The organism is Salinimicrobium oceani (assembly GCF_012037645.1).
Window position 1 is genome coordinate 1 of record NZ_JAAVJR010001294.1, and the last position, 331, is coordinate 331.

The following is a 331-nucleotide window of genomic DNA, read 5'->3' on the forward strand; positions in this document are numbered from 1 at the left end:
TGAAAGTGTTGATAATTACGTGATTGAGAGGGAAAGAGTTGAGCAAAGATATCTTGACTCTGTAGGGAATGAAGAAGTTTTACTTGGGGTCACCTATAATTCGGCTAAGGAAAAAGAACTTAACAGAGGTCTTGACTTGAAAGGAGGAATTAACGTAATCCTTCAAATTTCAGTTAGAGATATCCTTCGCGAACTTGCGAATAATAGTAAAGATCCTGCCTTTAACCAGGCCCTTGCGAAAGCAGATGAAGCTCAAAAGACAAGTCAGGAAAATTATGTAGATCTTTTCTTTGATGCCTTTGAAGAAATTCCTGATGCCCGTCTTGCCTCT

The 331-nt window shown here is 39.0% G+C and carries 1 pseudogene; it reads left to right on the forward strand.

What is annotated here, in order from left to right:
• Positions 1-331 (forward strand): annotated as a pseudogene (locus tag HC175_RS21900) (protein translocase subunit SecDF); the annotation flags it as partial.